The 26,389-nt window shown below is 63.6% G+C and carries 21 protein-coding genes and 2 tRNA genes; 17 read left to right on the top strand and 6 right to left on the bottom strand.

Annotation, left to right across the window (positions count from 1 at the left end):
* Nucleotides 1-107: 107 nt before the first annotated feature.
* The 8 genes from Q4S45_RS02660 (at nucleotide 108) to Q4S45_RS02625 (ending at nucleotide 8,715) form a co-directional block, all read left to right on the top strand.
* Nucleotides 108-1,436: a sigma-54-dependent Fis family transcriptional regulator gene (locus Q4S45_RS02660; RefSeq protein ID WP_305508889.1), complete on the top strand. Its 1,329-nt coding sequence runs from the start codon at nucleotides 108-110 to the stop codon at nucleotides 1,434-1,436.
* A 368-nt stretch (nucleotides 1,437-1,804) separates the two neighbouring features.
* A complete protein-coding gene (locus Q4S45_RS02655; RefSeq protein WP_305508887.1) occupies nucleotides 1,805-3,397 on the top strand; it encodes a hypothetical protein in 1,593 nt (530 codons plus the stop codon).
* 65 nt (nucleotides 3,398-3,462) lie between these two features.
* Nucleotides 3,463-3,885, top strand: a complete 423-nt coding sequence (locus Q4S45_RS02650; RefSeq protein WP_305508885.1) for a hypothetical protein — start codon at nucleotides 3,463-3,465, stop codon at nucleotides 3,883-3,885.
* 2 nt (nucleotides 3,886-3,887) lie between these two features.
* Nucleotides 3,888-4,568, top strand: coding sequence for a C39 family peptidase (locus Q4S45_RS02645; protein WP_305508883.1), 681 nt, complete (start codon nucleotides 3,888-3,890; stop codon nucleotides 4,566-4,568).
* Nucleotides 4,569-4,580: 12 nt separating this feature from the next.
* Nucleotides 4,581-5,093, top strand: coding sequence for a hypothetical protein (locus Q4S45_RS02640; RefSeq protein ID WP_305508881.1), 513 nt, complete (start codon nucleotides 4,581-4,583; stop codon nucleotides 5,091-5,093).
* 39 nt (nucleotides 5,094-5,132) lie between these two features.
* The gene (locus Q4S45_RS02635; RefSeq protein WP_305508879.1) at nucleotides 5,133-6,542 is read left to right on the top strand and encodes an acetate kinase; all 1,410 of its coding nucleotides are present in this window, start codon (nucleotides 5,133-5,135) and stop codon (nucleotides 6,540-6,542) included.
* A 147-nt stretch (nucleotides 6,543-6,689) separates the two neighbouring features.
* A complete protein-coding gene (locus tag Q4S45_RS02630) occupies nucleotides 6,690-7,712 on the top strand; it encodes an asparaginase (protein WP_305508877.1) in 1,023 nt (340 codons plus the stop codon).
* Between the two features lie 163 nt (nucleotides 7,713-7,875).
* On the top strand, nucleotides 7,876-8,715 hold the full coding sequence (locus Q4S45_RS02625; protein ID WP_305508876.1) for an alpha/beta hydrolase: 840 nt from the start codon (nucleotides 7,876-7,878) through the stop codon (nucleotides 8,713-8,715).
* Here Q4S45_RS02625 and Q4S45_RS02620 read toward each other — a convergent pair whose 3' ends face one another.
* Nucleotides 8,716-9,303 (bottom strand): DUF4337 domain-containing protein, encoded by a 588-nt coding sequence (locus Q4S45_RS02620; protein ID WP_305508874.1) that lies wholly within the window; start codon nucleotides 9,301-9,303, stop codon nucleotides 8,716-8,718.
* Nucleotides 9,304-9,495: 192 nt separating this feature from the next.
* On the opposite strand from Q4S45_RS02620, the gene Q4S45_RS02615 reads away from it, so the two are divergent.
* A complete protein-coding gene (locus Q4S45_RS02615; RefSeq protein ID WP_305508872.1) occupies nucleotides 9,496-9,762 on the top strand; it encodes a hypothetical protein in 267 nt (88 codons plus the stop codon).
* Between the two features lie 55 nt (nucleotides 9,763-9,817).
* On the opposite strand, the gene Q4S45_RS02610 is transcribed toward Q4S45_RS02615, so the two are convergent.
* Nucleotides 9,818-10,189 (bottom strand): hypothetical protein, encoded by a 372-nt coding sequence (locus tag Q4S45_RS02610; RefSeq protein ID WP_305508870.1) that lies wholly within the window; start codon nucleotides 10,187-10,189, stop codon nucleotides 9,818-9,820.
* Nucleotides 10,176-12,023, bottom strand: coding sequence for a carbamoyltransferase (locus Q4S45_RS02605; RefSeq protein ID WP_305508868.1), 1,848 nt, complete (start codon nucleotides 12,021-12,023; stop codon nucleotides 10,176-10,178). Before Q4S45_RS02605 ends, Q4S45_RS02610 begins: the two co-directional genes overlap by 14 nt.
* Nucleotides 12,024-12,249: 226 nt before the next feature.
* Here Q4S45_RS02605 and Q4S45_RS02600 point away from each other — a divergent pair, with 226 nt between their 5' ends.
* Nucleotides 12,250-12,456, top strand: coding sequence for a DUF6494 family protein (locus Q4S45_RS02600; RefSeq protein ID WP_305508866.1), 207 nt, complete (start codon nucleotides 12,250-12,252; stop codon nucleotides 12,454-12,456).
* 16 nt (nucleotides 12,457-12,472) lie between these two features.
* Nucleotides 12,473-12,754 carry a KTSC domain-containing protein gene (locus Q4S45_RS02595; protein WP_305508864.1) on the top strand — a complete coding sequence of 94 codons (282 nt, stop codon included), beginning with the start codon at nucleotides 12,473-12,475 and terminating at the stop codon, nucleotides 12,752-12,754.
* Between the two features lie 5 nt (nucleotides 12,755-12,759).
* On the opposite strand, the gene Q4S45_RS02590 is transcribed toward Q4S45_RS02595, so the two are convergent.
* Nucleotides 12,760-13,380: a hypothetical protein gene (locus tag Q4S45_RS02590; protein WP_305508862.1), complete on the bottom strand. Its 621-nt coding sequence runs from the start codon at nucleotides 13,378-13,380 to the stop codon at nucleotides 12,760-12,762.
* Between the two features lie 198 nt (nucleotides 13,381-13,578).
* Between Q4S45_RS02590 and Q4S45_RS02585 the strand changes: the two genes are divergently transcribed.
* A complete protein-coding gene (locus Q4S45_RS02585; RefSeq protein WP_305508861.1) occupies nucleotides 13,579-15,018 on the top strand; it encodes a cytochrome P450 in 1,440 nt (479 codons plus the stop codon).
* Nucleotides 15,019-15,401: 383 nt separating this feature from the next.
* Nucleotides 15,402-17,489 carry a hypothetical protein gene (locus tag Q4S45_RS02580; protein ID WP_305508859.1) on the top strand — a complete coding sequence of 696 codons (2,088 nt, stop codon included), beginning with the start codon at nucleotides 15,402-15,404 and terminating at the stop codon, nucleotides 17,487-17,489.
* 408 nt (nucleotides 17,490-17,897) lie between these two features.
* Here Q4S45_RS02580 and Q4S45_RS02575 read toward each other — a convergent pair.
* Nucleotides 17,898-17,988: transfer RNA gene (locus Q4S45_RS02575), tRNA-Ser, on the bottom strand.
* 391 nt (nucleotides 17,989-18,379) lie between these two features.
* Here Q4S45_RS02575 and Q4S45_RS02570 point away from each other — a divergent pair.
* On the top strand, nucleotides 18,380-21,253 hold the full coding sequence (locus tag Q4S45_RS02570) for a sialidase family protein (RefSeq protein WP_305508857.1): 2,874 nt from the start codon (nucleotides 18,380-18,382) through the stop codon (nucleotides 21,251-21,253).
* 170 nt (nucleotides 21,254-21,423) lie between these two features.
* Here Q4S45_RS02570 and acs read toward each other — a convergent pair whose 3' ends face one another.
* On the bottom strand, nucleotides 21,424-23,424 hold the full coding sequence (acs, locus tag Q4S45_RS02565) for an acetate--CoA ligase (RefSeq protein WP_305508855.1): 2,001 nt from the start codon (nucleotides 23,422-23,424) through the stop codon (nucleotides 21,424-21,426).
* A gap of 369 nt (nucleotides 23,425-23,793) precedes the next feature.
* Between acs and Q4S45_RS02560 the strand changes: the two genes are divergently transcribed.
* The 3 genes from Q4S45_RS02560 to Q4S45_RS02550 all read left to right on the top strand — a co-directional run bounded on the left by Q4S45_RS02560 (nucleotide 23,794) and on the right by Q4S45_RS02550 (nucleotide 26,341).
* Entirely contained in the window at nucleotides 23,794-25,335 is a 1,542-nt protein-coding gene (locus tag Q4S45_RS02560; protein ID WP_305508853.1) for a fumarate hydratase, read from the top strand.
* A gap of 3 nt (nucleotides 25,336-25,338) precedes the next feature.
* Entirely contained in the window at nucleotides 25,339-26,181 is an 843-nt protein-coding gene (murI, locus tag Q4S45_RS02555) for a glutamate racemase (protein ID WP_305508852.1), read from the top strand.
* An 84-nt stretch (nucleotides 26,182-26,265) separates the two neighbouring features.
* Nucleotides 26,266-26,341, top strand: a tRNA-His gene (locus tag Q4S45_RS02550).
* Nucleotides 26,342-26,389 lie beyond the last annotated feature (48 nt).

Genomic DNA, 26,389 nt, shown 5'->3' with positions numbered 1-26,389 from the left:
GCTATCTCGAACTGCGGGAGCCCACAGCAATCTGCATCAATGGTTCGCTGCGAACCAAGTTCAGCGCCGGACGATCCGATAAGGACACGCTCATCGCGGGCCTTGTCATGTCGCTCAAAAAACTGTTGTGCATCGCATTCGACGGCGCCGAGGGCGCGGCCGAACCGTGCGCCGCGCTGGGCGACTGGGACGTGCGCATCGTCACCGGCTGGCGCGACGCCGCCCGCGCCTTGCGCACCCGCAGCTACCTGGTCGGCCTTGCGCTCGACCTGCCGGGGCCGGACGGGCCGCACGAGGCCGAGCGCTTCTTCCGCGAACACTGGAACGTCCAGTGGGTCGGCGTGCTGGCGCCCAACGCCCTCGCCGCCGCCGCCTGCCGCGCGCTGGTGGCCGGCCACCTGGCCGATTTCCACACCCGCCCGGTCGACCCGCAGCGCCTGCTGCACACGCTCGGCCACGCGCACGGCATGGCGCTGCTGCGCGCCCAGCCCGACGGCACGCCCGCGGCCGACCTGATGGCGCTCACTGGCACCAGCGCGGCGATCTGCCGCCTGCGCGCGCAGATCGCCAAGGTCGCGCAATCGCAGGCCCCGGTGCTGATCTGGGGCGAGAGCGGCAGCGGCAAGGAGCTCACCGCGCAGGCCATCCACAGCCAGTCGGCGCGCGCCGCCGGGCCGTTCGTGCCGATCAACTGCGGCGCCATCCCGCCCGCGCTGATCCAGTCCGAACTGTTCGGCCATGCGCGCGGCGCCTTCACCGGCGCGGCGCGCGACAAGACCGGGCTGATCGAATCGGCCGCCGGCGGCAGCGTGTTCCTCGACGAAATCGCCGACCTGCCGAAAGACCTGCAGTCGAACCTGCTGCGCTTCCTGCAGGAGAAAACCATCTACCGGGTCGGCTCGACGCGCGCCGTGTCGGTCGACGTGCGCGTGATCGCCGCTTCGCACGTGAACCTGCAGCAGGCGGTGGCCGACGGCCTGTTCCGCGAGGACCTGTACTACCGGCTCAACGTGCTGCCGATCGACGTGCCGCCGCTGCGCGAGCGCCGCGACGACCTCGAGATGCTGGCGCACCACTTCTTCCGCACCTTCGCCGCCGAAAAGGCGCCGCACCTCAAAGGCTTCGGCAGCGACGCGCTGCGCGCGATCCGCGACCATGACTGGCCGGGCAATGTGCGCGAGCTGATCAACCGCACCCGGCGCGCGATGGTGCTGTCCGAAGGCCGCCTGATCGGGCCGCACGACCTGGGCCTGGCGCCGCGCCGCGCCCTGTCGCGCGGCGCCGGCCTCGACGCCTCGCGCATCGATGCCGAGCGCGCCGCCATCGGCGCCAGCCTCGAACGCGCCGGCCGCAACATCACCCATGCGGCACGCGATCTGGGCGTCTCGCGCATGACCCTGTACCGCCTGCTCGCCAAGCACGGCATCGAACCGTGAGCCCGACTGTATCGCCCGCGTTACCGGGCACCGCCCCGCGCCGGTGCACGCACCGGCCTGCTGTCACAGCGCTGCGACACGATGCGTCGCGTCACGCATGCGCCCGCCGCCCCGTGCTGACGCCGCTGCGCGCAGGCGCCCGTGACGTCCGTCCCATCTCAGCCGTCGCACGGCCGATACGCCGGGGCCGTCACGGCGCCCGGTGCGCTACCACAAGTCACAGGCTTTTCCTTGTGTTTTCAATCACCTGGCGCAGCCGCGGCCGCGCTGGCATCGTCTTTGCAGTAGTAGGCCTGCCGGACCAGTCGCCGGAGGCATCGACCGACTTCAATCTTTCCGTAAATTGTTTCTCCAAAGGGGCTACTACTATGAAACGAACTATCTTGGCGGCAGCGATCGCGCTCGCTTTCTGCGCAACCGCCAGCGCAAATCCCACCAACACCGCCGGCGGGCCCACGGTCGACGGCAGGCTCGCCCAATTGGCCGTGGCCAACAGCAATCAAAGTGGCCACGGGCCACAAGCGAACGAAAATTCCACGGCAACAGACAGCTCGGCGCACGACAACGACAACAGCAGCGCACACCATAACGACAACAGCACCGACCAGAACAACAGCACTGGCGGGGCCGAGTCGTACGGCCATGGCACTGCCGCTGCCAACAACGGCGGCACCGCCACGGCCACGTTCAGCGATTCGTTCAACTCCAACAGGGCCATCAATACCAGCAACCTGAATGGCACAGTGACGGGCAACACCGTCTACGGCATCGGCAATACCGCCATCAACACGGGCAACAGCACGGCCGGCAACGGCGGCGACGGCTACGGCGGCTACGGCAAGGGCGGTTCGGCCCTTGGCGTGGGCGGCAACGGCGGCCATGCCAGAGGCGCCAACGCAGCTTCCGGTTCGACCGGCGGCAGCGCCCTCAACAATGGCTGGGCCAGCAACGGTGACGCCTCGGTCGGCGACAGCAACGCCGGCAATGGCGGCAGGGGCGGCGACGCCGTTGGCGCCATCAGCGGTGACGGCGGCGCGGGCGGCAATGGCGGCAACGGCGGTGCCGGCGGCGCGGGCGGCGCGGTCTACGGCGGCAACGGCGGCAAGGGCGGCCTGGCCGTCGGCGGCTGGGGCGGCGACGCGGCCCGCAGCAGCGGTGGCAACGGCGGGCGCACCGGCGGGGCTGCCGGCGGCAACGGCGCCGAAGGCGGCTACGGCGGCTACGGCGGCGACGGCGGCGCTGGCCTGGGCGGCATCGCCGCTTCCGGCAGCAGGGCGAGCGGCAGCAGCCGCGGCGACACCGCCGGCACCGGCGCAGGCTCGGCCGGTTCGTCCGCCGCCGCGGTCGGCGGCGCCGGAACTTCCGGCGCAGGTGGCGCTGGCGGCGCCGGCGGCGCAGGCGGCGCAGGCGGCGCGGGCGGCACCACGGGCGCTGGCGGCGCAGGCGGCACGGCGGCCAGCACCGCCGGCAATGGCGCGCTTGGCACCGGCGGCGCAGGGGGCGCAGGCGCTGGCGGCACCAGCAGCGGCGCGGCAGGCGGCAATGGTGCGGCAGGCGCGGCTGGCGGCAACTCCGGCGATGCCTCGAACACCGCGGGCAATGGCGCCACGGGCGGCGCTTCGTCCAACGGCAATGCCAGCAACGGCCCTGCCACTGTCGGTGACGCCACCGCCGGCAATGGCGGCGCAGGCGGCAGCGGCGGCACCAACACCGCGGGCAATGGCGGCGGCGGCGGCACCAATACCGCAGCGGCCGGAACCGGCGGCGACGGCACTGGCGCAGCTGGCGGAAACAGCGGCGCCGTCAGCGTCGATGCAGGCACCTTCAATGCGTCCAATACCATGACCACCGTGGGTCAGTCGGCGGCAGGCATCTTCCTTGCCAGCCAAAACACTGGTATCGCCGCACTGGTGCAGCAAAACGTCAACGTCCAGGCCAACCTGAACGTCGGCAGCCACTAAGCGGCTGGCCGCCGCACCGGACGTCCCCGGTGCGGCGGCTTCATCTGCCATCGAAAGGAGAAGCCATGCTTCCTTTATCCAGCCGCCGCCGCATCGTGTTCGCCGCCGTGCTCGCATTCGCGTCGGCCGCGCAAGCGCAGCAATCCGATCCCGGCGCCGCCGCAATACCCGAGGCGCGCGCGCCACTTCCGCAAGCGTCCGCGCCACCCCGCCAGCAGGCCCCTGCTAGGGAGGAAGCGCTCGGATTCGCGGTTCCCGCCGATGACGCCCAGCTCGAGCATTCGCGCGGCGGCGACGTCCGCACCGCGATCGACACCAGGTTCACCGGCACCGTCAACGGCAATTCGGCGACCAATGTCAGCACCGGGTGGAACATCATCGAGAGCGGCTCGTTCGCCAACATGAGCGGCATTCCGATCGTCATCCAGAATTCCGGCGCCAACGTGCTGATTCAAAGCGCCACCGTCATCAACCTTCAGCTGCAATAGCCATGAACATCCCGCGACTCGCCGCCGCCTTGCTGCTGTCGTGCGCGGCGCAGCAGGCGGGGGCCATCGACCTGCCCGGCATCGCCGGCGCGCGCTATTCGGTGCCGGTGGCGAGCATGAAAGAGATGCGCTTCAAGAGCACGCTGCGGCAGCAATTCGATTTCAGCTGCGGATCGGCGGCCGCAGCCACCCTGCTCACCCATCACTACGGCGTCGCGGTGAGCGAACAGGCGGTGTTCGAGCAGATGTATCTGCACGGCGACCAGCGCAAGATCCGCAAGGAAGGTTTTTCGCTGCTCGACATCAAGCGCTTCCTCGCCGCCAAGGGCTTCCAGGCCGACGGCTTCAAGCTGCCCTTGCAAAAGCTGATCGACGCCAGGCTGCCGGCCATCGTGCTGGTCTCCGAAAAAGGCTACAACCATTTCGTCGTCATCAAGGGCGCCGCCGAGGGCCGCATCCTTATTGGCGATCCGGCCAACGGCACGCGCTCGCTGCCGCGCGAGGCCTTCGAACAAATCTGGCGCAACAAGCTGCTGTTCGTCATCCACGGCGACGCGCGCACGCCCGCCTTCAACCGGCTCGCCGACTGGCGCGCCGCGCCGCACGCGCCGCTGGGAACCGGCATCAATCGCGACGGCCTCAGCACCATCACCATGGCCAAGCGCGGACCGGGCGACTACTAACTGGAGAACTTCATGCGAAGCACCAAGGAACTCTTGCACGTGAGCCTGTGGCTCGCGCTTGCCGGCTTCGGCGCGCCCGCTGCGGCCGACGATAGGGCCGACCCGGCCAGCGACTGGCAGCCGGTCGACGCCGGTCAGCTCGACGCCGCGCGTGGCGGCTTCACCTTGCCCAACGGACTGGCGATGTCGCTCGGCATCGAGAAAATCGTCTCGATCAATGGCGACGTCGTTGCGCGCACGCGCATCGATATTGCCGACCTGAATCGGCTGAGTTCTGAGCAGGCAATTCAAACGCACGAAGCCCTGTCGTCCGTCAAACTCATCCAGAACGGCAGTGACAACATCTATCAAGCGGGTGAGTCCGCGCGCGTTCTTGGCGGTGTCGTGATCCAGAACACGCTGAACGATCAACTGATTCGCAGCGAGACTGTGATCAGTGCGACCGTCAATAGCGGCAGCTTGCTGAAGAGCCTCAATTTTCAAAGCAGCCTGAACGATGCGCTGGCGCGCGCCGTCAGTCCCTAGTGAAAGTCGCGCCGACCCAGGTATTCGATCGGAGGAAGCATGCAGCAATTTCTTGTCACTGGTTTGCGCAGCGCCGGATTGTCGGCGCTGTTGCTCAGTCCCATTTCGCACGCGCGTCCACAGGAGGATCTCACACACCGGGAGCTGACCAACCAGCTCAAGGTCATGAGGCAGGAACTGGCTGCCCAACGCAAGGAGCTCGAAGCGCTCGCGCGCGAAGTCGCGGCGCAGCGCGCGCTCGAACGCGATCTCGGCGCGTCCTTCGGCGGCGGCGTGCGCAGCGCCAGCGTCGAACAGCTCGATGCGCAGCGCGGCACCGGCAACGGCCAGGCACAGGACACGACCGGCGCCGATCCGGCCAATGGCCAGACCCCGCAGGACGCAAGCGTGCCGGCGCCACAGCCGCCGCAGCAGCCGCAGCCGGCGCCACAGCCGCAGCCCGCGCCGCTGCCGCGCAGCGCGGTCGGCCAGCCGCCGGCGCGCGACGGCCGTCCGCCCGCGGTCGCACCGCTGTTCGAACAGCCCGGCGTGCTCACGCCGCGCGGCAAGTTCGTGCTGGAGCCGTCGGTGCAATTCGCCTATTCCTCCAGCAACCGGATTTCCCTGGTCGGCTACACCATCATTCCCGCCTTGCTGATCGGCCTGGTCGATGTGCGCGAAGTGAAGCGCAACACCCTCACCGCCGCCCTGACCGGCCGCATGGGCGTGTCCAACCGCCTCGAGGCCGAACTGAAGCTTCCGTATGTGTACCGGTCCGATTCGTCCGTCAGCCGCGAAGTGTTTACCGGCACCGCGGTCGATCGCGTATTCGACACCAGCGGCCGCGCCATGGGCGACGCCGAATACGCCTTGCGCTACCAGATGAACGACGGCGGCGCCGACAAGCCCTACTTCATCGCCGGCATGCGCTTCAAGTTCCGCAACGGGCGCGACCCATTTTCCGTCGTCACCGATTGCCTCAAGCGCTGCATCGGCGAAAACGTCACCGGCAGCGGCCTGCCGCTCGATCTGCCCACCGGCTCCGGCTTCTACTCGCTGCAGCCGAACCTGACCTGGCTGTTCCCCTCCGACCCCGCGGTGTTTTTCGGCAGCGTCAGCTACCTGCACAACTTCAAGCGGCGCAACATCAGCCGCCTCGTGCTTGGCGGCGAGCGCGAATTTCTCGGCGAGATCAAGCCGGGCGGCGTGATCGGCTTCAATTTCGGGATCGGCCTGGCGCTCAACGACAAGGCCTCGTTCAGCCTCGGCTACGATCACCAGTCGATCGCGCGCACCCTCCAGAACGGCGTGCCGGTGCCGGGGGCGGTACGCACACAGCTCGGCACGCTGCTGCTGGGATACTCCTACCGTCTCAGCGAAAAACGCACGCTCAACGTGTCGGTCGGCGCCGGCCTCACGCGGGATACGCCGGACGTCTCGCTGACCGTACGAATTCCCACCAGCTTCTGAAGCCCCAGCGCCCTCCCCGGCCCGGTGGCCGGTCCCGCGGGCCTGCCCCCATCGTCGAAGCCGGCACGGTCGGCGCGGCGCGCGAGATTGGTGGCGCGCCGGTTTTCGATTACAGTAGGAGCCGTCCCTCGCAACCGAGACCGCTCCATGAAGCTTGTCCCCTTGGTTGAAACCACCCGCGGTTTTCCGTCCACCGGGTACAGCGCCGAAAACGTCCATCTCGGCTCGGTCGCCGTCGTCGATACCGAGGGCAGGCTGCAGTGGTGGGCCGGCGACCCGGACTTCATGACCTTCACCCGTTCGGCCATCAAGCCCTTCCAGGCCCTTCCCTTCCTGCTCGCCGACGGCCCGGCCCGCTTCGCCCTGACGCCGTCCGAAGTCGCGCTGCTGTGCGCCAGCCATTCCGGCGAGCCGAAGCACATCGCCGCGGTCACCTCCATCCTCGCCCGGATCGGCCTGGCCGAAAGCGATCTCGAATGCGGCTGCCACTTGCCGCTGTACTACGACAGCGTCGGCCAGCCCGCGCCCGATCGCCGCTGGAGCCAGCTGCACCACAACTGCTCCGGCAAGCACAGCGGCTTTCTCGCCTGGTGCCGCCTGCACGACCAGCCCGTCGCGGGCTACGTCGACCCGGCGCATCCCTTGCAGCAGGCGATTCGCGCGACCCTGGCAGCCACCGCCGGCGTCGATGCGCGCGCCATGCCGGCCGGCCTCGATGGCTGCTCGGCGCCCAATTACGCGCTGCCGCTGTCGCGCCTCGCGCACCTGTTCGCGCGCCTGGCCCAAGGCCGCTCCGATCCGCGCCTGGGGGCGCCGCTGGGCGACCTGTTCGACGCCATGACGGCCCACCCCGACCTGGTGTCGGGCGAGGCCCGCTGCGACCTGGCCTACATGACGGCGGGCGCCGGCGAATGGGTGACCAAGGTCGGCGCCGACGCGGTGCAGACGATCGGCGTGCGCTCCGCGGGCCTGGGCATCGCCATCAAGATTGCCGACGGCGCCGCGCGCAGCCTGCAGTGCGCCACCTACAGCGTGCTCGACCAGCTCGGACTGCTCGATGCGCGCCAGCGCGCGATGCTCGAACACTATCGCGAGCCCGAATTGAAAAACGTGCGCGGCGCGAAAGCCGGCACGATCCGGCCGGTGTTCACACTGCAGCGCGCCCGCTAAGCGCTGTCCGCCGCCGCGGTTTGGCCGCTGTGATATCCAGCGCACGCAGTTCGTCGCACCATCGTTGTATGCGAGCCACGCAAGCGGCGAACTTCAATTGCGCGGGGCCGCACGACTGCGCGCTGCCCGGCAAACTGGCGCGAACGCGAGTAGACTGGTGCGTATGAACAATACCAAAAAAGTCGCGGGAGTCGCCGGCATCGCCAGCATGCTGTGGCTCGGTTTTGCCGGCGCGATTGCGGCGAGCCAGCGCCGGCTGGTGTTCAATCCCACCATCAAGCGCGAAGTCGAGCGGCCGCGCAGCAGCGGTCACCGCACCCGGCCTATCGTCCTGCGCGCCGACGACGGCACCAAGCTTTCCGGCTGGCTGATGACGCCGGCGGTGGTCGGTCCGCACCCGGGCGTGATCTACTTCGGCGGCCGTTCGGAAGAAGTGTCGTGGGTCGCGCGCGACGCCGGCAAGCTGTTTCCCGGCATGGCGGTGCTGGCCGTGAATTACCGCGGCTACGGCGACTCGCAGGGCGATCCTGCCGAACAGCACATGGTCGACGACGGCCGCATGCTGTTCGACTGGCTGTCCGAGCGCGGCCACGTCGATCCCGCGCGCATCGCCATCGTCGGCCGCAGCCTGGGTTCGGGCGTCGCGGTGCAGGTCGCGATGCAATGCGCCGCCCATTCGGTGGTGCTGATCACGCCTTACGATTCGATCCTGGCAATCGCCAAGCGGCGCTTTCGCACCATGCCGATCGAGTACGTGCTGCGCCACCGCTTCGAGTCCGTCAAGTACGCGTCCGCGCTGACGGCGCCGACCTACGTGCTGCGCGCCGCGTTCGACGACATCGTTCCGCATTCGCACACCGACCTGCTGGTGGCCAAGTTGGGCAAGCTGCACAAGGACGAAATCGTGCCCGATTCCGACCACCTGAACATCCCCTACCTCGAAGGCACGCAGACCCGCATCGCCGAATTCCTCAGCAGTCAGTTCCAGCAGCGGCGCGGCTGATCACGACAGCAGTCCCATGATCCACGATGGGTGGAACGGCAGGCCGGCCAGTCCGGCCACGCCGAAAAACACTCCGATCGCGGTCGGCGCCATGGCCACCCAATACAGCCAGCGCTGGCCAGTGAGCGTGGTAATGGCCAGCAGCGAAATGGCGATCGCCAGCAAGGCGTCGGACAAGTCGAACTGGTCGTCGCGATAGTTCGATGCGTCGTAGGCTTTCTGGTCCTGTTCGGCCTGCGCGCGCACCTGCTCCTTCTTCACCTTCTGGTCCGCGGCGAGCGCCTCGTATTTCTTCACGGCGTCGGCGTACGCGCCTTGCTCCGCCGCCGGCCGCGCCAGCGCCGCCAGCTTCAGTTGCGTCGCCGTGGCCGCGGCAACCTCTTCGCGCACATTGCGCGCCTGGTAGTACGACCAGTGATCGATCTTGTCGGCCTGGGCCTGCTGCATGCCCTGCACGATGTTGTCGTCCTTGACCTTGCACACGCCCATGAAGGTCGCGAGCAGCGCCACGGTGACGGCGACGCGCCGGTTCAGGGATGCGGCGTGGCTGGCTTCGCCGGCGATGTCGACGACTTCGGTAATTTCCATAATGTTGAACGCAATGTGACGAGTAAAGAGTCCGCTGAAACGACTATGGCGAACGCGGCGTTGACAATCGTTACAAGCCGTAACGCCCTCGTAATGATTCGATGGCCGCTATGCGGGGTATCGCACATACGCCGGCGCTCTGGCGACCTATGCTGTTCTCACTGACTCACATTTCTCTGGAAGACAAGCACCATGAAAATCAAACTCATTTCTCTCGCCCTCGCAATGTCCATGGCTTCTGTATCCGGCGTGTCAAGCGCGGGCTGCCTGAAAGGCGCGCTGGTCGGCGGCGTGGCCGGACACGTGGCAGGACGTCATGGACTCGCCGGCGCCGCCGCCGGGTGCGCGGTGGGCCATCACATGAGCAAGAAGAAGCAGCGCGAACAGGCCGCGCAGCAGCAGGCCGCCGCGCAAGCGCAGGCAAACGCGCAGGCGCAGGCAGCGCCGAAAAAGAAATAGCGCGTAATGCAACCCTGGGCCGGGTCCGCGGAAACCGAACCCGGTTTCAGATGCGTCAGAACATCGCGTACACGTAGGGCGACAGCTCGGCCTCGGGTTCATCGCCCACCAGCGCCGCTTTCGCCGCGCGCGCCGCATCGGCAAACTGGCCCGCGTGCGCCGCCAGTTCGTGGCGTCCCAGCGAATGCCAGTGCGCCGCCAGGCGCCGTTCGAGGTCGGCGAAGTCGGTACACGAACAGCTGGTGAAATCGGCGCGCGTCATCGACGCACGTTTGCGGCGCACGTAATAGCTGAGCCAGGAAACGTCGGGCTCGAGCGGGAACGCCTGCACGCCGGCTTCGCGCATGCGCTGCGAGATCGGCATCAGCACGTCGTCGAACAGCGGCCCCATCGCGCTCGCCATCTTTGCGTCTTCAATCGAGTTCATACGTCTTCCTCCAGTCTTCCTGCTCGTTCAAGGCGGGTTGCTCATGGCGCCACAGGATCACGTCTTCCAGCACCAGCATGTCCATTTCCGTGCGTACGAAGCAGCGGTACGCGTCTTCCGGCGAACACACGATCGGTTCGCCGCGCACATTGAACGAAGTGTTGACCAGCATGCCGCAGCCGGTCAGCGCCTCGAACGCGCGGATCAGCGCGTGGTACTCCGGATTGGTGGCGGCATCGACCGTCTGCACCCGCGCCGAATAGTCCACGTGGGTAATTGCCGGCACATCGCTGCGCGCCTGGTTAATCACTGCCAGCATATCGTCATCGCCGTCATCGAAGCGCACGCGGTCCGTTTCGATGCGCCGCTCCTCGCGCACGGGGGCGATCAGCAGCATGTACGGGCTGTCGCAATCGAGCTCAAAATACTCGGCGCAGCGCTCGCGCAGCACGCTCGGCGCGAACGGCCGGAACGACTCGCGGTACTTGATCTTCAGGTTCATCGTCTCCTGCGTGGTCGGACTGCGCGGATCGCCCAGGATCGAGCGGGCGCCGAGCGAGCGCGGACCGAACTCCATTCGTCCCGAGAACCAGCCGACGATCTTGCCTTCGGCCAGCGCCTCGGCCACCACCGCCAGCCGCTCTTCCTGGTCCGCAATCAGCGTGTGCGGATAGGCGTGGCGGTTGACGAAGGCCAGCACCTCGCTGGTGGTATAGGCGGGGCCCAGATAGCTGCCCTGCTGCGCGTCGCCCCCGCCGTGCGTCATCACGCGGGGCCGGTCGAAGTACACGTGCTCGGCCAGCAGCGCCGCGCCAAGTGCGCCGCCGGCGTCGCCCGCGGCCGGCTGGATCCACACCTTGTCGAAGATGCCCTCGGCCACCAGCTTGCCGTTGGCGACGCAATTGAGCGCCACGCCGCCGGCCATCACCAGGTTCGATTCGCCGGTGATCGAGCGCAGGTGGCGCGCCGTGCGCAGCATGATTTCCTCGGTCAGCTTCTGCACGCTGGCGGCCAGGTCCATCTCGCGCCGCGTGATGGGCGACTCGGGCTGGCGCGCCGGCCCGCCGAACAATGCCGCGAAGCGCTCGCCCGTCATCACCATGCCGCTCAGGTAGCCGAAGTAGGAGGTGTCGAGCCGGTACGAGCCATCGTCGCGCACGTCGATCAGGTGCTCGACGATGGCCTTGTAGTAGCGCGGCTCGCCATATGGCGCCAGGCCCATCAGCTTGTACTCGCCGGAGTTGACCTTGAAGCCGCAGAAATACGTGAAGGCGCTGTAAAGCAGCCCGAGCGAGTGCGGATAATTAATCTCCGAGAACAGGCGCAGATCCTTGCCGTCGCCGGCGCCCAGGCTGGTGGTCGCCCACTCGCCGACGCCGTCGATGGTCAGCACGGCGGCGCGCTCGAACGGCGACGGATAGAAGGCGCTCGCCGCGTGCGCCATGTGGTGCTCGGCGAACAGCACCTGCCCTTCGCGCCCGAGCGAGCCGAGCGCGCGCTGCACGTGATCGTTGACCCACACCTTGTCGCCGAGGATCTGGCCGGCCGCCTTGAGGAACTGCGAGCGCCCCTCTTCGCCGGCCGCCAGCGCGTTCTCGACCACGCGGTCGAAGGTGGCCAGCGGATTGTCGTAGAAGATGATCGCGTCGAGTTCGTCCGGACTGACGAAGCCCTCCTCCAGGCAGTAGTTGATGGCGTTGACCGGAAAGCGCGGATCGTGCTTCTTGCGCGAGAAGCGCTCTTCCTGCGCGGCCGCAACGATGGCGCCGTCGCGCACCAGCGCTGCCGCCGAGTCGTGATAGAAGGCGGAAATGCCGAGAATGGTTTTGCTCATGTCATGTGCCTCATCGTGCGTCGCTCCACGGTTGGGGAAAACAAGCGAAATGATGTCCAGCCGAATTTTTACTCGGGCGTGGCAAGTTCCATTCTGCGGTGCATTGTCGTTTGTTCATTTGGTCCATATCAACTGCACGCGCAAGACGTCGCGGCGCCGAGACGAGCGCGGCAAGCAAAACGAGGTAAAGTGATGGAATTACAACCGACCGAATTAAGGAGGAACCATGAACGACGAGAATTTCAACTTAAGCCTGCGCAAATTCCTGAAGATGGTGGGCGTCAGCTCGCAAAACGAGATCGAGAAAGCCGTCGCCAGGGCGATCGCCGACAAGACCATTTCGGGGAACGAGACCCTGCCGGCGACCATGACGCTGGACATCGCGGGCGTGAAGTTGAACGTGAAGTTCGAAGGCGCGATCACGCTCGAGTGATCTAAGGGGGCGAACCATGGAAATGAAGAAGATCAATGCCGGCAAGCTGCGCGCCATCGGCTACGACGCGCGCGAGCGCATCCTGCGCGTGGAATTCGACGACGGCAGCGCGATCGACTATTCCGGCGTCGGCAACGAGACTTGGCGTCGGTTTTCGACATCGGGCGTGGCCTGGAGCTTTTACCGCGACAACATCGAGGAAGAGTTCCATGGCAAGCGCGGCCGCGCCGCGCCGCGCCAGAAACCGGCCGGGCTCGATGAGTTGTTCGGCGAGCCCGGCGAAGGCAAGAAAGAATGAACTAGTTATGCCTTTTGATGACTTTTCATCGGGCCGGGGATCGCCCGGCGTCGCTCCACGTAGATGAGCAAGGGAATGCCGAGCGCGTTCACCAGTCCCAGTGCGATGAGTTGATCGCTCGCGAAGAGGTCGACGTATTTCATCACACTGAGCCCTGTCGCCACTGCGCATGCCACGGCGAGCGCCGACAAGTACGAGCCAAGAATGGACAGTGACCGCAGCGTGGTATGTGCGCCGAATCCCAACAGATACAGGCCGACGAATTGGGCAAAGAGATAGAGGGCCCAGGTGAGCTGATGGGATTCCTCAGGTCCCTTCGCCAGCGCCAAATGCGCGGCAAACGCCAGGCTGGAGAGCAGCATTGCGGCGCCCAAGCCGCGAACGAAAATACAGATCGCCGTCAAGCTCGCTTCGGGAAGATCCTTCCGATCATCCAGCCGTTGCTCCAGCGCTCCAATCGTCTTCTCATTGGCCTGAATGCTGGAACGAAGCGCGTTGATCTGGTCAGCGTACTGTTTCGCGGTTTTCGCCAGCACCGCATTCGAGCGTTCTGCATCCGCCAGCTTCGAACTGAGGGAAGCGTTTTCCGCCTCCAGGGCCTTTTCCCGCCCGTCAAAAATTCCCATGCCGCCTCTCCAATGGCCAACGGTTAATTATCTTGCAAATAGTTGCACACTAGCATTTTAGCAGGCACCGGTCTCTGCGCGCCCCGGCCGTTAAAATCTCTGCACTTTCTTCCAAGCATTTGACCTAGAACAAACTCGAGCGGTAATCCCGGCGCACGATGAAGTGTTGCCGCAGCGCCTTTCTTGCGAGGAGCCAACGTGATCAAGATCGAAGCCGAAGACGCGATTTCCGAATTTCGCGATATCGATACCTTGCCCGGTCCGCGCGGCCTGCCGTTGTTGGGCAATGCGCTGCAAGTCCATGCCCCCAGCTTCCATCGCCAGCTGGAATCGTGGAGCACGCAATTCGGTCCCTTTTTCAAAGTGAGGCTGGGCGGCGCGACACTGCTGGTGGTCGCCGATCACAGCGCGATTTCCACCATGCTGCGCAATCGCCCGGACGGCTTCCGGCGCACCACGCAGCTGCAACAGATCGCATCGGAAATGGGCTTGGCCAAAGGCATCTTCGTCGCCGAAGGGGACGACTGGCGCCGCCAGCGCCTGATGGTCATGGCCGGTTTCGACCCGCGCCATGTCAAACGCTACTTTGCATCGATGCAGCAGGTCAGCGCGCGCTTGCTCGCGCGCTGGCGCAAGGCGGCTTCGGCCGGCACGCAGATCGATCTGCAGGCCGACCTGATGCGCTACACCGTCGACACCATCGCCGGCCTGGCGTTCGGCACCGAGGTCAATACCCTCGAGTCCGATGACGACGTGATCCAGCGCCACCTCGACGTAATTTTTCCAAGCCTGTGGAAACGCCTGCTCGCCCCCATTCCCACCTGGCGCATCGTGCGCACGCCCGCCGACCGGCGGCTCGAGCGTCACATCGCCGAAGTCGACCGCGCGATTGCCGGCTTCATCGCCAAGGCGCGCGCCCGCATGGAGCAGGATCCCGCGCTGCGCGACAGTCCCGTCAATCTGCTCGAAGCAATGATCGTCGCCGCCGACCGCGACAACAGCGGCATCGACGACAGCCACGTGAAGGGCAACGTGCTGACCATGTTGCTGGCCGGCGAAGACACGACCGCCAACACCATTGCCTGGATGATGTATCTGGTGTGCGGCAATCCGCGCGTCTTCGCGCGCGCGCGAGACGAGATCCGGGATGTTGCCGCCGGCGGCGTCGAGGCGACGCCGGAGCAGCTGGGCGAACTGCCCTACATCGAAGCATGCATTCATGAAACGATGCGCCTCAAGCCGGTGGCGCCGATCATCTTCCACCAGGCGGTGCACGACACTTCGCTGGGCGACATCCGTGTGCCCGCGGGCATGACGGTCGTCACCCTGATGCGCAAGGACAGCCTCGACCCGAAGCTCGTTCCGGATGCAGGCACTTTCGAGCCGGAGCGGTGGCTGGGCGGCGCCAACCCTTCCAAGCGCACGTCGATGCCCTTCGGCGCGGGCGGGCGCATCTGCCCGGGCCGCTATCTGGCGATGCTCGAAATGAAGATGGCGATGGCGGTGATGCTGTGTCACTTCGACGTGGAAAGCGTGGGCACCGCAGACGGCAGCGAAGCCGAGGAACACCTGGCTTTCACCATGGGGCCGGCAGGCTTGCAGATGCGGTTGCGCGAGCGCGGCGCCACTGGAAGATGAGGCGCCTGGACCGCGTCGGTCAGCGCCCTATCTGAATTAGGTACAAGGGATGAGAAGTTCTCTGCACCATAAAACGAAAAAAGGCCACCCGATGGTGGCCTTTTTCCTTGTTCCTAGCGGCGAGAGGCGGATTCGCCCCCCCGATAGGCTATGAAGCAAGACATGCAAACCTCAAAAATTCAGTCACTTACCTAGAGCCACCCGCGCTATTGATAGCGAACAACTACTTGTAGGAACACTGGGGAAAGCAGAAGAGTCACATCCCCAATAGCGCAGCTGACACACTTAAGTGACAAAATGTGAGGATTTTCAATTTGGAAACCTGCTAGTCTGAGCCCTTGACTTGTCAATAACCGCTCACCACCCTACCCTCCTCTTCTGCAATGAAAATCGAAATTAAAAATTGTAACAGTATCGATCAAGCCACTATTTTAGTTGAGCCAAACAGACTAAACATCAAGCATGGCCCAAATGGGACTGGCAAAAGCACTTTAGCAAAAGCCGTATTATTAAATTGCGAAGAAAAGGCATCGTTGGCAAGCCTTACTCCCTTTAAGTACAGGGATCTTGATCCAAGTCTTGAGAATCAGCCTTCGGTGACAATAGATACTGCGGTTAATGCGGTAGCGCTCTTTAATGAAGATTACATAAATCGATTTGTTTTTACTCAAGATGAGGTACTAAAGAACAGCTTCGACATATTCATCAAGACTCAACAGTACGATGAAAAGATGGCGGAAATCGAAGGGATTATTTCCGACATCCGCAAAACGTTTAGAGATCATGAAAAAATTGATGTTGTTTTAATCAACCTCAATGAGCTTTTGGAATGCTTTGGAAAATCCAGTAAAGGACTCGCCAAGTCCAGCAAGTTTATCAAAGGCGTCGGCGATGGGAATGCTATTGAAAACATTCCAGTCGAACTCGCACCATTCGAAAAACATATTAAGAGTGATAGCAACTTAGCTTGGTTGAAGTGGCAGATGAGCGGCAATGCGTTTTTGGAAATTTCCGATGACTGCCCTTACTGCACATCTCCCACCGCAGAGAAAAAACAAACTATTTTAGCAGTAGAGAAAACGTATGATGCGAAGGCAGTAGAGCATTTATCAAAAATACAAAATGTGATTGAGAAGCTTGGCGATTACTTTTCTGATGAAAGCAGAAGTAAACTAAAAAAGATCGTCAAGAATAAAGATGGGCTAAAAAAAGAAGAGGAAGCGTTTCTTGGTGAGATAAAAAAACAAGTAGAAACGCTCATAACAAAGCTTCGCGATATCAAGTTTATTTCGTACTTCTCACTCAAGGACTCATCTGAGATAAAAAAAGAAATTGAAAATCTAAAAATTGAACTCGATCTTTTAAGCCACCTCAGCTCTAAGCCCACAAAAGAGATTGCAGATGAGATTAATCTCTGCCTCGACAATGTAATAGTGAAAGCCGGAAAACTGCAGGGCGAGATCAACAAACAGAACAAGCTAATTCAACAAACCGCCGAAAAACACAAAGAGGATATCAATGGTTTTTTGAAGTACGCTGGTTACAAGTACTATGTGGATATCGCTGAGGAATCAGATACTTACAAAATGAAACTGAAGCATTCCGAGTGTGATGGCGAGATTGCACATGGTGCAACACACTTAAGCTACGGGGAGCGCAACGCGTTTTCCCTAGTGCTTTTTATGTACGATTGCCTCACAAAAAATCCAGATCTAATCATCCTCGACGATCCCATTTCCTCATTTGACAAAAATAAAAAATACGCGATTATCGAAATGCTTTTTCGGGGTAAAAATTGCCTTAAGAATCGCACTGTACTGATGTTGACTCATGACATTGAGCCGGTGATTGATATGATCAAGAATTTGGCGCAAAATTTTCAGCCTCGTCCATTAGCACATTTCCTCGCTTCCAAAGGGGGAGTTATCGCGGAAAAAGAAATTCGACGTGATAACATTCTCAGCTTCCCCCAAATTTGTGAATACAATATTGCATCCGCAAAGCATTGTGCAATCAAGGCGATCTACTTGAGACGTCACTATGAGATCATTGATGACAAAGGCCTGGAATATCAATTGCTGTCGAATGTTTTCAAAAAAAGAATTAAACCTATAATCCGGTCAATTGGCCTGGACGGAAATCCTATGGAAGTGGACATGACCGCTGAGGACCTAGCTAAGTCGCAGGCAGAAATTCAGCGAAAAATCCCCGAGTTCGATTATCAAACAATCGTATCAAATATGAATGACAAGGCTGCAATGACAAAACTTTTCCATGAGACTACCAATAATTACGAAAAGCTTCAAATTTTCAGACTTATCAATAGCGACAATCACGAAAATAATGTAATAAAGAAATTCGTCAATGAGACATATCACATTGAGAATGAATATATTATGCAACTGAACCCGCATGAATACGATTACGTACCGGACCATATCGTAGTTGAGTGCACCAATCAGCTGCTGTGACGTGCTAGCGCAATTGGTGACTCGAGGGTTAGCCACGGTGCCGCTCGCTGCCCAATCTGCGGGGCAAGAGCGAGCGCCGCGGTGAGGTAACCACACTATAAGTAGTGAACAAGAGCCATGGTGGTCAGTTCTGACATTCGGACACAAGCTCAGCTTTGTGCATCTAAATGCATCAGCGTGCAATTGTGCATCGCCAGCAAGAACATAAGAGCAGCGCCGTGACGCAACAACGCTAGGTGAACGATTCGGAGAGGCAGGCGCTTGTACGCGCGAATCTTTCGAACCTGCCATCTACCGCCGGAAGTAAGATCGTCCAATCGCCCACACAAAAGGCACGCGGTCGGCTTGGTTGTTTCCGCCATGAAACGCAAAAAGGCCACCCGAAGGTGGCCTTTTTTTTTGTATTCCTGGCGGAGAGAGGGGGATTCGAACCCCCGATAGGCTATGAACCTATACACGCTTTCCAGGCGTGCGACTTCAACCACTCATCCACCTCTCCTGGTGCTTCGCTTTCACGAAGCCGCAAATTATAGCAAACATTCCGATGAGCTCCAAGAAATTCCCCGCGCAGCACCGATTGTGTCCCCGGCGCGGGACGACTGGCCGAGGCGCAGGCTAGATCCGACGCCTCTCGCACGACGTCTGGGCCGTACAAAAATTCACCGTCGCTCCGGCTGTCAGGCGGTGACTCGCCTGCCGCCACGTCCACCAAGCTCCAGCTGCAGGCGCGCCCTCCCTCGCTTCCGGCTAAGGGCCCCGCGCCCATCTGCCCGATCCACCCCTTCCTTGAGTCCGCCGATGTTGGCATTTGTGCATCAACAAGATGAAGCTCGAACCGGCTGAGCATGATGAAACAGTTCCGAAGTACGCCCCGCTCGCGGAAGGAGAAAATGATGGCACGAATAAACTGGCGCAATGTCTTCGAGGCCTGCGTGGCCGCGCTCCTCCTCGCAGGCTGCGCGGCGCCTTACCAGATACAGCCGGCCATACCCAACGGCGGCCGGGCGGTCGCCGTCAGCATCGCGCCCGGCGACGCGACAAAAATGGTGGTCGCATCGGCGTCGGGCGGCATCTTCTACAGCGCCACCGGCGGGACCACGTGGTCGCAGACCAGCGGTAACGGCACGTTCTGGTTCAACGCCGTGAAGCATCTGCCGGCCAGACCGGGCGTCGTCCTGGCCGCTGCCAGCGACGACACCCGCATCAGCAGCGGCGGCGGGATCTGGCGCAGTACCGACGGCGGCGCCAACTGGTCGCGCATCACGATCGCCACCCCGGTCCCAAGCTGCGCATCCACCCTGTCCGCCTACGGGCTGGACGCGGAGCCGGCGCGCGGGCGCGCCTGGGCGGCCACCTCCTGCGGGGTCGCCTACAGCGACGACGCCGGCGCGACGTGGCGGTTTATCCACGCCGCGCCGGGATACGACAACGACCAGGCATACGCCGTGCTGGCGCCCACCAGCAGCCGCCTCGTCATCCTCACCGACGCCGGCGTGAAGGTGTCCTCCAACGCGGGAGGCAGCTGGTCGTGGTCGAGCGCGGGTCTCCCCGACAACATCCTCATTGGCGCGCACAACCAGATCGCCGTCTCGCCCTTCGCTCCCGCCCACATCTTCTGGTCGTTCAACTACCGCGTGTGGGACACGCCCAACGCGCGCTGGATAGGCCACGCCGCCCTGTACCGCTCGTGGGACGGCGGCGCATCGTGGAGCTCCCTGCAAGACATTCTCGCCATGAGCCGCCCGCCATTCGTCAAGATTGCGCGGCCAGCCGACCGCACGCACTACACGCTGCATTTTTCGGACGGCGTCTGCACGCTGGAAAACGCGAGCGTGACCCACGGCGCCACGCCGACGCTGTCTGCGTGGACCACCGCCAGAATCGACCACTGCGACCCGTCCGACATGGGCTTCGAGTCGGACGGGCGTACCCCGCTGCTGCTCACCTCGGACGCCGGCGTGCACAAGACCGCCGACCGCGGCGCAAGCTGGACCCTGGCCGGCGCCGGCCCGGCCGGCTACGCAGCGCTCCAGGTGACCGAGGTAACCGGCCAGTTGCACCCGGACCGCAGCAGTTCGGACTTGTATTTCGCCACCCAGGACAACGCCATCTGGGCTTCCCGGGACGGCGGGGCAACATGGCCGGGCAACCGCTGCTGCGAAGGGTTCTACCTGAACATCTGGCGCGCGCCGCTGCCCGCCTCCGAAACCAAACTGAATGGGGTGACGTGCGGCCCGTGCGTCAACTTCCTCTCCAGCCCCTTGTTGCTCACCCAGGCCGCATTTCCGCAGCCAGCCGGGAGTGTCGGCAATCCGCGTTTGATCAGGCCGGGGAACTACGTGATCGGCACGGCGATCGCAGGCCTGCCCGACATCAGTGTGTTCGAGCTCACCCGCGACACCGGCGCGACCTGGACACCCCGCTATGCCTTCCCTGAAGCGGTCCGCGACCAGGCCCGGATTGGGGGGGACGCCAATCCGGTGCTCTACACCGCCATCAAGCTGTCGGGTGCGACTCCCGATGGCACCGAGGTCGTCGGCATCAAGCGCATTGCCGATACCTTGGCGAGCGGTTCGCCGGTGCTGTCGAATATCGCGGGCATCGGCGGTCTCGGCACCTTCGCAACCGAGTACGCGTGGTACACCCCGTTCGGGGTCGATCCCCACGATTCGAATTTCCTGATCGCCCCCGACATCACCAGCGACACCGTGAAGGTCTCCAGGAATGCGGGCGCCACGTGGGCCGACGACACCGTCCTGGCCGGCCTTGTCACCCAGGGCGGCGTTTTCAAGTTCCATTGGGGGCAGTTTTCCCAGATCACGTCCTTCGGCTTCGATCCGGACTGCCGGGGACACATTCTGGTCGGCACCCAGCAGGCCGGCATCATGGAGACGTTCGATCGCGGCGCCACGTGGAGTACCATTCTTGACTCCGACTTCATCCCGGCCGTGTCCTCGTTTTACTTCCAGGGACGCGACCAGGTGGTCATTTCATCGTACGGCCGCGGTCTGTGGAGGCATGCCTACACCTGCCCCACCCGATTTTTCCCGCCCATCGACACGGCCGTGCTGACCGAACCGACCATTTACTGGAAGGGCGCGAAGGTGCCGTTCCGCCAGATCCACAATCCCGACGTCTGCCCGGTGTGCGGCTACTTCATCACCTCGGGCGGCGAGATTGTCGACTTCGTGCTCGACCCTGGCACCGGCGCGGTGCGCGAAGTCGTGCTCGACAAGGGCGCCATCCGCGGCTTCACTTACGAGCGCAAGCCGGTCGAACCGCCGTTCCGCGTGACCCAGGCACTGCGCGCCGGCACGCTGGGCATCGACGCTGGGCTGCGCGCCCAGCTTCGGGCCGGTGCGCACATCAAGGGACTCTATCTCGACGGCCAGCAGCTGAAGGGCGTCATTCTCGCCCCCCGCGAGGTGAGCGTGGAGGAGCTGCCGCGCAAGGTTGCGCTGGGACCCTACGTGAAGGTGGACGTGAAGACCGAGGACGAAGACGACGAGGCTGGCGGCGTGCAGACCGTGGTGCTGCGCGGCTCGGGCTTCGATCCGCGCCGCCCGATCGCGGTGTCGATCGACGGCCGGACAGTCCAGCTGGACGCGCCGCGCTTCGACCAGAACGGGAACTTCACTGTCGCGCTGCCGCCGGTCGTCGGCCGCGGCAAGCACTCGGTGCTCGTCGAACAGCAAGGTGAGCAGGGGGTGATTCGCGATGCCACCACCTTCATCATCGGCGTCGAGGACATGGTGGGGCATTAGGAACAGCTGCACGGTCAGCGCCAGCGTCGCCGACACGCGGACTCAGCATGGGTTCCCGCCTGCGCGGGAACGACGGGCTGGTGGCGTCGGTTCTGCGAGCGCATGGCGCAAGAAAATGCCCGCCCGGCGGCAAGCGCGGGGCGGGCACGGCATCATTCAGCCAGCCGGTATCAGGAAGCTTCCTTCAACTGCTCCAGGATGGCCGGATTTTCCAGCGTCGAGACATCCTGCGTAATCGCCTCGCCCTTGGCCAGCACGCGCAGCAGGCGCCGCATGATCTTGCCCGAACGCGTCTTCGGCAGGTTGTCGCCGAAGCGGATCTCCTTCGGCTTGGCGATCGGCCCGATCTCCTTGGCCACCCAGTTGCGCAGTTCCAGCGCCAGCTTCTTGGCTTCCTCGCCGGTCGGCCGCGCCTGCTTCAGCACGACGAACGCGCAGATCGATTCCCCGGTCGTCTCGTCCGGCTTGCCCACCACCGCCGCTTCCGCCACCAGCGGATTGGCCACCAGCGCCGACTCGATCTCCATCGTGCCCATCCGGTGCCCCGACACGTTCAGCACGTCGTCGATGCGCCCGGTGATGGTGAAGTAGCCGGTGTCCTTGTTGCGGATCGCGCCGTCGCCGGCCAGGTAGTACTTGCCGCCCAGTTCTTCCGGGAAGTAGCTGGTCTTGAACCGCTCCGGATTGCCCCAGATCGTGCGGATCATCGACGGCCACGGGCGCTTCACCACGAGGATGCCGCCCTGCCCGTTCGCCACGTCGGCGCCGGCCTCGTCCACGATCGCCGTCATGATGCCCGGCAGCGGCAAGGTGCACGAACCTGGCACCATCGGCGTCGCGCCCGGCAGCGGCGTGATCATGTGGCCGCCCGTCTCGGTCTGCCAGAAGGTATCGACGATCGGGCAGCGCTCGTTGCCGACGTTCTTGTAGTACCACATCCACGCTTCCGGATTGATCGGCTCGCCCACCGAACCCAGCAGGCGCAGGCTCGACAGGTCGTAGTTCTTCGGATGCACTTTCGGATCCACGTCGGCCGCCTTGATCAGCGAACGGATCGCCGTCGGCGCCGTGTAGAAGATCGATACCTTGTGCTTGGCGATGGTCTCCCAGAACCGGCCAGCGTTCGGATAGGTCGGAACGCCTTCGAACACGATCTCGGTCGCGCCCACCGCCAGTGGGCCATAGGCGATGTAGCTGTGGCCGGTCACCCAGCCGATGTCGGCGGTGCACCAGAACACGTCGTCCGGCTTGATGTCGAAGGTCCACTTCATCGTCAGCGCGGCCCACAGCAGGAAGCCGCCGGTCGAATGCTGCACGCCCTTCGGCGTGCCGGTCGAGCCGGACGTGTAGAGGATGAACAGCGGGTGCTCGGCGCCGACCCACTCCGGCTCGCACTCGGCCGGCTGGTTCGCCACCAGCTCGTGCAGCCACAGGTCGCGCCCTTCGGCGAACGCGATGTTGCCGCCCGTGCGCTTGTAGACGATGACGTTCTTGATGCTCTCGCAGCCGCCCAGCGCCAGCGCTTCGTCCACGATGGCTTTGAGCGGCAGCGGCTTGCCGCCGCGCAGCTGCTCGTCGGCGGTGATCACGGCCACGGCGCCGGCATCGATGATGCGCTCCTGCAGCGACTTGGCGGAGAAGCCGCCGAACACGACGGAGTGCGTCGCGCCGATGCGCGCGCAGGCCTGCATCGCAGCCACGCCTTCGATCGACATCGACATGTAGATGATGACGCGGTCGCCCTTCTTGATGCCGCGCGCCTTCAGGCCGTTGGCGAATTTGCACACGCGCTCGTACAGTTCCTGGTACGTCGCGCGCGTGACCTGGCCGTCGTCGGCCTCGAAGATGATCGCGGTCTTGTTGGCGTTGCCGTTCTTCAGGTTGCGGTCGAGGCAGTTGTACGACGCATTGAGCTGGCCGTCGCCGAACCATTTGTAGAACGGCGCGTCGGATTCGTCGAGCGTGCTCGAAAACGGCTTGTGCCAGTCGAGGTTTTCGCGCGCGAGTTTGGCCCAGAAGCCCTCGTAATCGGCGGCCGCTTCGGCGCACAGCTTTTCGTAGGCTGGCATGCCGGAAATGGCCGCGTTCGCACTGAAAGCGGCCGGCGGCGCGAACACGCGGCTCTCGCCCGAACCCTGGTTGTCCTGTTGATTGGTGTCTGTTCCGGCCATGATCGTCTCCCTAGTATTTTTATCCACATTAGACATGCTCGCTTACTGAGTGCTTACATTCGAGCTTGCCGTGTCTGCAAGGTGTCGATTTTACCAACCTTTGAGCCGGCCATTGCGCTTATCCGCAAGCCCGCCGCGACGCGTGTAAAATGACGCGTAGAAAAATTTGCCCAGCGCGCGCATCGCCGGGGTCTGGTCCTGCGGACCTGACCCCATGTTGAGAATCCCGACGACACTGAAGGTTGTGGCGAAATCAAAATGGGGTCAGGTCCGCAGGACCAGACCCCGATTCTGCGAGCCGCGCCAATTTGACCTTAATTTAACGGCATTTATGCCTCTCTCCGTTCTTACTACCCTCGCGAGAATCCCATGACAGTCATCAAGCAGGAAGACCTGATCGAATCGGTCGCCGCAGCCCTCCAGTACATCAGCTATTACCACCCGGCCGACTATATCCAGCACCTGGCGCGCGCCTACGACGCGGAACAGAGCCCGGCGGCCAAGGACGCGATCGCGCAAATCCTGACCAACTCGCGCATGTGCGCCGAGGGCAAGCGTCCGATCTGCCAGGACACTGGCATCGTCAACGTGTTCCTGAAAATCGGCATGGGCGTGCGCTTCGAGGGCTTTTCCGGCACCGTCACCGACGCCGTCAACGAAGGCGTGCGCCGCGCTTACGGCTTCGACGACAACAAGCTGCGCGCGTCCATCGTCGCCGACCCGCAGTTCGAGCGCAAGAACACCAAGGACAACACGCCGGCCGTGGTGCACATGGAACTGGTCGAGGGCGACACGGTCGACGTCAAGGTCGCGGCCAAGGGCGGCGGCTCGGAAAACAAATCGAAGTTCGTCATGCTCAACCCGTCCGACTCGCTGGTGGACTGGGTCATGAAGACCGTGCCGACCATGGGCGCCGGCTGGTGCCCGCCAGGCATGCTGGGCATCGGCATCGGCGGCACCGCCGAGAAGGCGATGTTGATGGCCAAGGAAGTGCTGATGGACGACATCGACATGTTCGAACTGAAGCAGCGCGGCCCGCAAAACAAGACCGAAGAACTGCGCATCGAGCTGTGCGACAAAATCAACGCGCTGGGCATCGGCGCGCAGGGCCTGGGCGGCCTGACCACCGTGCTCGACGTGAAGATCATGATGTACCCGACCCACGCCGCCTCCAAGCCGGTCGCGATGATCCCGAACTGCGCCGCCACGCGCCACGCGCACTTCGTGCTGGACGGCTCCGGCGCCGCCTACATCGAGCCGCCTGCGCTGTCGACCTGGCCTGACGTGCACTGGACGCCGGACACCGAAAAATCGAAGCGCGTGGATCTCGACACCTTGACGAAGGAAGAAGTGGCATCGTGGAAGCCGGGCCAGACCCTGCTGCTGAACGGCAAAATGCTGACCGGCCGCGACGCCGCGCACAAGCGCATCCAGGACATGCTGGCCAAGGGCGAGCCGCTGCCGGTGGACTTCACCAACCGCGTGATCTACTACGTCGGCCCGGTCGATCCGGTGCGCGACGAAGCCGTCGGTCCGGCCGGCCCGACCACCGCCACGCGCATGGACAAGTTCACCGACATGATGCTGGAGAAGACCGGCCTGATCGCGATGATCGGCAAGGCCGAGCGCGGCCCGGCGGCGATCGAGTCGATCCAGAAGCACAAGTCGGCCTACCTGATGGCCGTCGGCGGGGCCGCTTACCTGGTGTCGAAGGCGATCAAGTCGGCCAAGGTGCTGGGCTTCCACGACATGGGCATGGAAGCGATCTACGAGTTCGAGGTGACCGACATGCCGGTCACCGTCGCCGTCGATTCGAACGGCACCTCGGTGCACACGACCGGTCCGAAGGAATGGGCCGCGAAGATCGAATCGCTGTCCTCCGTCGGCAAGATTCCCGTCACCGTCGCCTGAAGCATGACGGTCTCGGCAGACGCCCCGATCGGGGTGTTCGACTCGGGTGTGGGCGGCCTGTCCGTGCTGCGCCACATCCGCGCCCTGCTGCCGCATGAACACCTGCTGTACTTCGCCGACTCGGCCTTCGCGCCCTACGGCGACAAGACCGAACAGGCGGTCGCCGAGCGTTCGCTGGCAATCGCCGGCTTCCTCGTCGCGCGAGGCGCCAAGGCGCTGGTGGTGGCATGCAACACCGCCACCGTCGCCGCCATCAGGCTGCTGCGCGAACACTTCCCTGATATGCCGATCGTCGGCGTCGAACCCGGCCTGAAACCGGGCGCGGCGGCCAGCCGCAATGGCAAGGTGGGCGTTCTCGCCACCGACCGCACCCTGGCCGGCGAAAAATTCCTGCTGCTGCGCGAGCAGATCAGCGCGGCAAGCGGCGCGCAGTTCCTGCTGCAGGGCTGCACGGGACTGGCCGACCAGATCGAACTCGGTGAGCTCGATTCGGACGCCACCGCGGCCATGCTCCGGCGCTACATCGTCCCGCTGCTCGACCAGGGCGCCGACACGCTGGTGCTGGGCTGCACGCACTACCCGCTGGTGCAGGCGGCGATCGAGCGCATCGTCGCGCAGGCGACGCCGAACGAAGTGGTGCTGGTGGACACCGGCGAGGCGGTCGCGCGTCAGCTCGCGCGCCTGCTGGAAGCGGCGCAATGCGCGCGGCGTGGCGCGGCCGGGCGCTTGCAGGGCTACACCAGCGCCAGCGGCACCGCGCTGGAGGTAGCCTTCGCCAACCTGCTGGGCCTGGCGGTGCCGGTGCAGGAAGTGGAAATCGGATCAAAATTAACTGATCCCGCATGAGCCAAATTTAGATTTGCCAGTTTCCTGAAAGGTTTGTATAATCTCGCTCTGTTCCGGGAGCATCGGAACAAATGTCAGTCAGTGGTGGCTGTAGCTCAGTTGGTAGAGTCCAGGATTGTGATTCCTGTTGTCGTGGGTTCGAGCCCCATCAGCCACCCCATTTTCTGGCATGTCAGTTAGTGAGAAAGTCTGCATTTCGTTTCGACGG

Origin of the sequence: Massilia sp. R2A-15 (assembly GCF_030704305.1) — a bacterium.
GTDB lineage: Bacteria > Pseudomonadota > Gammaproteobacteria > Burkholderiales > Burkholderiaceae_D > JAFCUW01.
Note: the sequence above shows the minus strand (reverse complement) of the source record. Positions and strands in the feature narration are given on the sequence as shown.

Bases quoted from the DNA above. Each gene is read 5' to 3' on its own strand.
- Q4S45_RS02660 (WP_305508889.1), top strand. From the start codon at position 108: ATGTCGCTCAAAAAACTGTTGTGCATCGCATTCGACGGCGCCGAGGGC.
- Q4S45_RS02655 (WP_305508887.1), top strand. From the start codon at position 1,805: ATGAAACGAACTATCTTGGCGGCAGCGATCGCGCTCGCTTTCTGCGCA.
- Q4S45_RS02650 (WP_305508885.1), top strand. From the start codon at position 3,463: ATGCTTCCTTTATCCAGCCGCCGCCGCATCGTGTTCGCCGCCGTGCTC.
- Q4S45_RS02645 (WP_305508883.1), top strand. From the start codon at position 3,888: ATGAACATCCCGCGACTCGCCGCCGCCTTGCTGCTGTCGTGCGCGGCG.
- Q4S45_RS02640 (WP_305508881.1), top strand. From the start codon at position 4,581: ATGCGAAGCACCAAGGAACTCTTGCACGTGAGCCTGTGGCTCGCGCTT.
- Q4S45_RS02635 (WP_305508879.1), top strand. From the start codon at position 5,133: ATGCAGCAATTTCTTGTCACTGGTTTGCGCAGCGCCGGATTGTCGGCG.
- Q4S45_RS02630 (WP_305508877.1), top strand. From the start codon at position 6,690: ATGAAGCTTGTCCCCTTGGTTGAAACCACCCGCGGTTTTCCGTCCACC.
- Q4S45_RS02625 (WP_305508876.1), top strand. From the start codon at position 7,876: ATGAACAATACCAAAAAAGTCGCGGGAGTCGCCGGCATCGCCAGCATG.
- Q4S45_RS02620 (WP_305508874.1), bottom strand. From the start codon at position 9,303: ATGGAAATTACCGAAGTCGTCGACATCGCCGGCGAAGCCAGCCACGCC.
- Q4S45_RS02615 (WP_305508872.1), top strand. From the start codon at position 9,496: ATGAAAATCAAACTCATTTCTCTCGCCCTCGCAATGTCCATGGCTTCT.
- Q4S45_RS02610 (WP_305508870.1), bottom strand. From the start codon at position 10,189: ATGAACTCGATTGAAGACGCAAAGATGGCGAGCGCGATGGGGCCGCTG.
- Q4S45_RS02605 (WP_305508868.1), bottom strand. From the start codon at position 12,023: ATGAGCAAAACCATTCTCGGCATTTCCGCCTTCTATCACGACTCGGCG.
- Q4S45_RS02600 (WP_305508866.1), top strand. From the start codon at position 12,250: ATGAACGACGAGAATTTCAACTTAAGCCTGCGCAAATTCCTGAAGATG.
- Q4S45_RS02595 (WP_305508864.1), top strand. From the start codon at position 12,473: ATGGAAATGAAGAAGATCAATGCCGGCAAGCTGCGCGCCATCGGCTAC.
- Q4S45_RS02590 (WP_305508862.1), bottom strand. From the start codon at position 13,380: ATGGGAATTTTTGACGGGCGGGAAAAGGCCCTGGAGGCGGAAAACGCT.
- Q4S45_RS02580 (WP_305508859.1), top strand. From the start codon at position 15,402: ATGAAAATCGAAATTAAAAATTGTAACAGTATCGATCAAGCCACTATT.
- Q4S45_RS02570 (WP_305508857.1), top strand. From the start codon at position 18,380: ATGATGGCACGAATAAACTGGCGCAATGTCTTCGAGGCCTGCGTGGCC.
- acs (WP_305508855.1), bottom strand. From the start codon at position 23,424: ATGGCCGGAACAGACACCAATCAACAGGACAACCAGGGTTCGGGCGAG.
- Q4S45_RS02560 (WP_305508853.1), top strand. From the start codon at position 23,794: ATGACAGTCATCAAGCAGGAAGACCTGATCGAATCGGTCGCCGCAGCC.
- murI (WP_305508852.1), top strand. From the start codon at position 25,339: ATGACGGTCTCGGCAGACGCCCCGATCGGGGTGTTCGACTCGGGTGTG.